Origin of the sequence: Bacillus sp. JJ1609 (genome assembly GCF_036967045.1) — a bacterium.
Taxonomy (GTDB): domain Bacteria; phylum Bacillota; class Bacilli; order Bacillales; family Cytobacillaceae; genus Mesobacillus.
The window spans coordinates 581,011-587,390 of the sequence record NZ_JBALSS010000006.1; the positions used below are offsets into that span (position 1 = coordinate 581,011).

The window sequence follows — 6,380 nt, forward strand, 5'->3', positions numbered from 1 at the left end:
AGAGGTTAGAAGGATGTTAAATGTACTTGTATTATTAATCGTCATCGTAATCATTGGTTATGCAGTGCTTAATTATTATCCTGCATTTGGCGGCAAGCACTCCAAAGAAAAAAAGGCAGCCTTCAGTCAGTCGAAGCAATATCAGGGCGGAAAGTTTGTCAACCAGGTGCCAACCTCCTGGGATACAAGCCTCGGCTCAATGGTCTCGATGATGAAGGATTTTATAAAAGGCAATCCCGACAGGAAGCCTAAAACTCACATTCCTATGGTGACTTTCACTCATGAGCCCACTGCGGATGCAAAAATCACCTGGTTTGGGCATTCAGCATTTTTGCTAGAGATTGATGGCAAGTCTATTTTATTTGATCCAATGTTCGGGAAGGCACCAACCCCTTTTCCAATAAGGTCCCAGCGCTATAGCGGAAAGCTGCCTTTTGAAATCGAAGAGCTTCCTATGATTGATGCTGTGTTCCTGACTCATGACCATTATGATCACCTCGATTATGGCTCAATCATGAAGCTGAAGGGGAAGGTAAAAAGGTTCTTTACGCCTCTAGGAGTTGGCAGTCATTTAGAGCGCTGGGGCATCTCTCCGGAAATCATCAGCGAACATGATTGGTGGAGTGAATTTGAGTTTGATGGAATTCTGTTCGCCTGCGCACCGGCTCGCCATTTTTCCGGCCGAGGGCTTACAAATCGAGACTCAACGCTTTGGTGCTCATGGGTCATCATCGGCCAGAATACAAAAATCTTTTTTAGCGGCGATGGCGGCTACGGTCCTCATTTTAAGGAGATAGGCGAAAAATATGGACCTTTCGATATGACATTAATGGAATGCGGCCAATACGATGAGCGCTGGTCAGCCATCCACATGCTTCCTGAAGAAACGGTCCAGGCCCATCTCGATGTAAAAGGAAAAGTGCTGATTCCCGTCCATTGGGGAGCCTTCACCCTGTCGTTGCATGCCTGGCACGACCCGGTTGAGAGAGCAGTCAGGACTGCTGAAGAAGCGGGTGTGGAAATCGCTACACCTCATATAGGAGAAACGGTCATTGTCGGTACAGGTGATTTTCCGTCATCTGCATGGTGGCGCCTGGTTGAGGATTGATTTGTAAAGGCAATAGAAAGAGCCATGTGAGCAATCACATGGCTTTTTTTACTTTATTACCGTGGGCTGTATCAGCACATCCTCTTTATTTGGAAAGTTCTTTTCGATATGCTGCTCGCCCCAGGCACAAAGGGAGTCGAGAATCTCTTTTAATGTCCAGCCATATTCCGTCAGGGAGTATTCAACCTTCGGCGGGACCTGGTTGTATACCTCACGCAGAATGACATTATCCTCCTCAAGCTCACGTAATTGCTGCGTAAGCATTTTTTGCGTGATCCCCGGCATTAATTTTTTCAGTTCACTTGTGCGCTTTTTTCCATGGATCAAATGGCAAAGGATGACGACCTTCCATTTCCCTCCGATTACTTCGAGCGCAGCTTCGACTGGAATATTGTATTTTTTCATGTGCGGTAATCCCTCCTCCATTTAACTTAAAGCAATCTCAGTGATAGAGTACTTGTTACTTTTAAGTGCCTATCGTACTTTAAAGTGCGTACTTCCTAATTATTAAAATAAGATCCATAATAGCATTCTGTTGGGACGATGCCAGGTGTTAATGCCAATTGTACAACTACCATAGAAAAAGTTGTATAGGGCACTTTTAAGTACCTATATAACCTGAAGGTATCTGCGGCACTTAAAAGTGCGTACTTCTCAACTTTCTCGGTATGCATCATAATAGCATTCATGTTGGCAAACGGTGAAAGGCGCCTTCACCGGTCATCTTGGAATTTATTTAAAACTTATCTTTAGGAGGATTGCTTTTTATGAGTTCAAATATACAACAAACAAAAAGTAAGGGCGGAACGCTGTCGCTTTTAGCATTGGCAATCAGTGCGTTTGGCATCGGGACAACCGAATTTGTTCCTGTAGGATTACTTTCAACAATAGCAGATGATTTAAATATCTCAATTACATTAGCTGGATTATTGATTTCCGGCTATGCGATGGGCGTTGCTTTTGGAGCGCCGATACTAACAGCATTAACCAATAAAATGAGCCGTAAAACACTGCTTATGGCGTTAATGGTCATTTTTATCATTGGTAATTCCATTGCCGCAGTATCTACAAGCTTTGGGCTGCTGCTGGCGGCAAGGATCATAACAGCTTTTTCACATGGTGTCTTCTTTTCAATCGGGTCAACCATCGCGGCAGACCTTGTCCCTGAGAATAAAAGAGCAAGTGCGATTGCCTTTATGTTCACTGGATTGACAGTCGCAACGGTAACAGGTGTTCCGCTTGGAACCTTCATTGGCCAGATTTTTGGCTGGAGAGCTACTTTTGGTGGTGTGGCATTGTTAGGTGTCGTTGGAATCATTGCGAGTGCCATTTTAATTCCGAAAAATATTAAAGATGCACCACCTTCAAAATTTAGTGATCAATTAAAAATATTGCGTAATGGTCCATTATTGTTGGCTTTTGCTATTACAGCGCTTGGATATGGAGGAACGTTTGTCGCATTCACATATCTTACACCGATCCTCCAGGAGATCACCGGCTTCTCTCCAAAAGTAGTGAGCATCATCTTATTGGTATACGGACTCGCAGTTGCCATCGGAAATTCAATCGGTGGGAAAGCAGCGGATAAAAATCCGTTAAAAGCATTATTGTGGATGTTTATCGTCCAGGCGATCATCCTTGTTGTTCTTACTTTTACAGCCCCGTTCAAAATTGTTGGAGTCATTACGATTTTCTTGCTGGGGATGTTCGCGTTCATGAATGTACCTGGATTGCAGGTCCTGGTCGTAAAATTGGCTGAACGATATGTTCCTGCAGCCGTCAATGTAGCATCAGCTTTGAATATCGCTGCATTTAATCTCGGCATTGCAATCGGTGCATTTGTCGGCGGAATCGTTGTCGATACGATAGGGTTGATTCATACACCATGGATTGGCGGGTCAATGGTATTGGGAGCTGTTCTTTTGACAATGTGGAGCATGGCGATTGAAAAAAAGAGAAAATAGTTTTGGAGAGATGGCTGTCCTAAGGTAGGGCAGTCATCTTTTTTATGATGTTTGGACCAGCACCAAGGCGGAAACTTGTTTTTGGGGTAACCAATAAACAGCATAAATGCATGATCCGTTAGCTTTTAAACACTAAAAAGTTAAAGTTCATAGAGGGTATCTTCCATTTATATGGAATATAGTAATCATGGAGGTGGTCTTTGAATGCAGAGACTGAGTCGAATAGCTTTACCGCTCATAGCTATTTTCACAATGGCCGCGTGCACGCAGTTTTCAGATGGATGCCCTGATGCGGCAATCAAGTGGATGGATGTACTCAAAATAAATGATATAAAATATCAGCATGATTTTGTGGAGGAACCAGATGGGTTTATCCCAGTGAAGGGGAAGAAAATCGGGGAAGTTTCCTATCAAATGGCAGACAATGCCTGCAGTGGTCATAAAACGAGAAATGGGGATGCTGCTTTTTTACCAAAAGGAACGGAGATATATGAGGTCAAAGGCTATCCTTCTTCATTAATGGTTACTGCTGGAGGCAGGGTTTTTGTCGTAGATGAAAATAAAGAGGCTGAAAAAGGAAGTGACCTTTATCCCGTCCAAGACAAGGTCAAGAATATCATTTTCCGGAGTACAGAGGATGATACGATCATTCATACCTTTTCTGAGGAAGCCAAAAACAGCTTTCTAAAAGAATGGCAGGCAGCAGAGGTATTTGATCAACAGAAGTTCGCCCATGAAAAAACAACAGAAAGCGAAAGGGTTTTTATTGGAGTGGAGCTCGAGAACGGGGTTGTGTTCAGGGTGACGTATTGGTCTGATAAGAATTTCTTTAGTGATGGAACAAAAGGAACCCCAGAACTGCAGAAAGTGATAAAAGATGAATTGGTAAAAGTAAAATAAATGTAAAGATGAAACGATTCCTTGTTAGCCGGAATCGTTTTTTCTATGTCGTTATTGAACTAGTGGAGAGCATATCTGGAACTTGTCTGCCAGCTTGCTAGGTAAATGGTTTCGGTTGGGAAAATTCCACCAAATATAAACCGATTCAATAGAATCATTTTTCGCAAAATTTACATTTTCATCATATTTCGACAACTTTTTTACATTATGATTATCTTGGATTTATATTTGAGGAGGTAGTCAAAGTTGAAGAAATTTAGTTCTGTTTTACCAGCATTTATCTTATTGTTCTCAACTCTTTACCCGTCTTTCATGACAAGTGCCCCGACGGTGAATGCAGCTGAAACCACAAATGTGGTCATCAGTGAAATTGCCTGGATGGGTACAACCAAAAGCTACAGCGATGAGTGGATTGAGCTTTACAATAATTCAGGAACTGATGTGGTTCTTGATGGCTGGCAGCTAAATGCAGCTGACGGAGCACCTGCAATCACGCTTAGCGGAACGATTCCGGCTAATGGCTATTTTTTACTTGAAAAAACGGATGACCAATCCGTCTCGAATATTCCCGCTGACCTTATTTACAGTGGGTCGCTTGGAAACACAGCCGAGGATCTTAAGCTGATCGATCCAACTGGCGCGGTGATTGACGAAGTCGATACCTGGTATGCTGGCGACAACACTGCAAAAGCAACAATGGAACGAATCGACCCGAATGTGGCAGGAATGTCCTCGACAAACTGGGCAACGGCCAATGCAAGCTATGCTGATGGACTTGGTACTCCAAAAGCGTTCAACTCAACCGGAACGGATGGCAGCGGCTCTGTGGAAGATCCTGGCGGCGGTACAACGACACCTCCTCCAACTAATAATGTTTGTAATGATCGCACACAGCATATTAACCATGTATCCGAATCTGAAGGCGCGATGAATGTATATTTTAACAAATGTGCTTTTCCCCAATATGCTTCAGCTGGAAATGAAGCGAACTACAACGTTAATTTCGAAGATATTTTAATCAAGCGACTTAACTCAGCAACAAAGAGCATCGATTTTGCTACATATGAAATCAATCTGCCGCGTGTGGTGGATACATTGATCCAGAAAGCAGCCCAGGGTGTAGACGTTCGTGTCATCGCCGATTCAAAGGATGCTGCGGACCCGCATTATGCAGAGCGTTTTGAGACGATGCGCCTTCATCTTGAAAAGATGGTCCGAGGGCAGGATATGAAAATCGGAACAGCTGATGACATCGTTGTTTTCTCCGATTCACCAATGTTTGCAGTAGAAGATAGCGCAAAAAGAACAAGCCTGGGACTTCCGGCAAGTGCAGATGATATTGCACAAGTTACGGTGACAGTTGGAACGACTGCTGAAACAGGCCGCCTATTCGTAAATGGGGAATCAAAAGCAGCGGGAAGCTATTTTGGTCCTGGAAACCAGATGCATAATAAATTCGCGATTATCGATGACCGCTGGGTTTTCACGGGTACATGGAATTTTACCGTGACCGGATTATATGGTTCTGATGAAAATATGCAGCAGGGCATCCTCGATGGAAATCAAAATCAGATTGTGGAAGTTAACTGGCCACAGCTGGCTGGAATTTATGAAACGGAATTCAATGAGATGTGGGGAGCAACTGCGCTGAACCCTGATCCAGCTGTATCGAACTTCAGCAGCCGAAAAACGGATAACACTACACATGTGATTGATATTAATGGAAGAAAAGTTGAAATCTATTTCTCTGCAGGAGATAACGCAGTTGGCAAAATGGCAGATGTGATTCGAAACGAAGCGCAATTCAATACATACTTCTCCATTTTCGCCTGGAGTGACCAGGCGATTGCCGATGAATTGAAGAACAAGTGGGAAGGATCTTATAACGACCTGGAAGGAACATTGACTGGATTCGATGTAAAAGGTCTGTTTGATTCAGATTTCTATAATCAATGGTGGTCTGCAAGTGTCGATATGTCAGGAAGAACGGCTTCACAAACGAGTGTTAACAATCCTAACACACGCTGGAAGAATCCTGCGCCAGTTTACGCCGATGCAGAAGTGCGCAAGCTGCACAGCAAAACCATGCTGATCGACGTTGATACAAACAGTGACCCAACAACAATCGTAGGATCAACAAACTGGAGCAACAACGGCAACAACGTCAACGACGAAAACATGCTCATCATCCATGATGCATCCATCACCAACCAATTCGTCCAGGAATTCAACGCCCGCTACGTTCAGGCAGGCGGAACATTGCAATAATGAAAAGAAGTGCCTGGTCACATCGAGGCCACTGAAAAAGTCCTTCAACTATAAAAAAGCAGATACCCCTATTTCCTTTTAGGGGTTCTGCTTTTTTTAACTGATAAAAAAGTATAAAATGCACTTCGAGAATTGTCCAG

General features: G+C 43.5%; 5 protein-coding genes. 4 read left to right on the plus strand and 1 reads right to left on the minus strand.

The window, feature by feature from the left end:
* Window positions 1–199: 199 nt before the first annotated feature.
* Window positions 200–1,108 carry an MBL fold metallo-hydrolase gene (locus V7654_RS07480; protein WP_438825268.1) on the plus strand — a complete coding sequence of 303 codons (909 nt, stop codon included), beginning with the start codon at window positions 200–202 and terminating at the stop codon, window positions 1,106–1,108.
* A gap of 48 nt (window positions 1,109–1,156) precedes the next feature.
* On the opposite strand, the gene V7654_RS07485 is transcribed toward V7654_RS07480, so the two are convergent.
* Complete coding sequence (locus V7654_RS07485) at window positions 1,157–1,513, minus strand: winged helix-turn-helix transcriptional regulator (protein ID WP_335429618.1); 357 nt, start codon at window positions 1,511–1,513, stop codon at window positions 1,157–1,159.
* 362 nt (window positions 1,514–1,875) lie between these two features.
* Between V7654_RS07485 and V7654_RS07490 the strand changes: the two genes are divergently transcribed.
* From V7654_RS07490 to V7654_RS07500, 3 genes are all read left to right on the plus strand, one after another.
* Window positions 1,876–3,072, plus strand: a complete 1,197-nt coding sequence (locus tag V7654_RS07490; RefSeq protein WP_335429619.1) for an MFS transporter — start codon at window positions 1,876–1,878, stop codon at window positions 3,070–3,072.
* 204 nt (window positions 3,073–3,276) lie between these two features.
* Window positions 3,277–3,972 (plus strand): hypothetical protein, encoded by a 696-nt coding sequence (locus V7654_RS07495; RefSeq protein WP_335429620.1) that lies wholly within the window; start codon window positions 3,277–3,279, stop codon window positions 3,970–3,972.
* 246 nt (window positions 3,973–4,218) lie between these two features.
* Window positions 4,219–6,240 carry a phospholipase D-like domain-containing protein gene (locus V7654_RS07500; protein ID WP_335429621.1) on the plus strand — a complete coding sequence of 674 codons (2,022 nt, stop codon included), beginning with the start codon at window positions 4,219–4,221 and terminating at the stop codon, window positions 6,238–6,240.
* The last annotated feature ends 140 nt before the right edge of the window (window positions 6,241–6,380 follow it).

Coding starts and splice junctions, on each gene's coding strand:
- V7654_RS07485 (WP_335429618.1), bottom strand. CDS start 1,513: ATGAAAAAATACAATATTCCAGTCGAAGCTGCGCTCGAAGTAATCGGA.
- V7654_RS07495 (WP_335429620.1), top strand. CDS start 3,277: ATGCAGAGACTGAGTCGAATAGCTTTACCGCTCATAGCTATTTTCACA.
- V7654_RS07480 (WP_438825268.1), top strand. CDS start 200: ATGGTCTCGATGATGAAGGATTTTATAAAAGGCAATCCCGACAGGAAG.
- V7654_RS07490 (WP_335429619.1), top strand. CDS start 1,876: ATGAGTTCAAATATACAACAAACAAAAAGTAAGGGCGGAACGCTGTCG.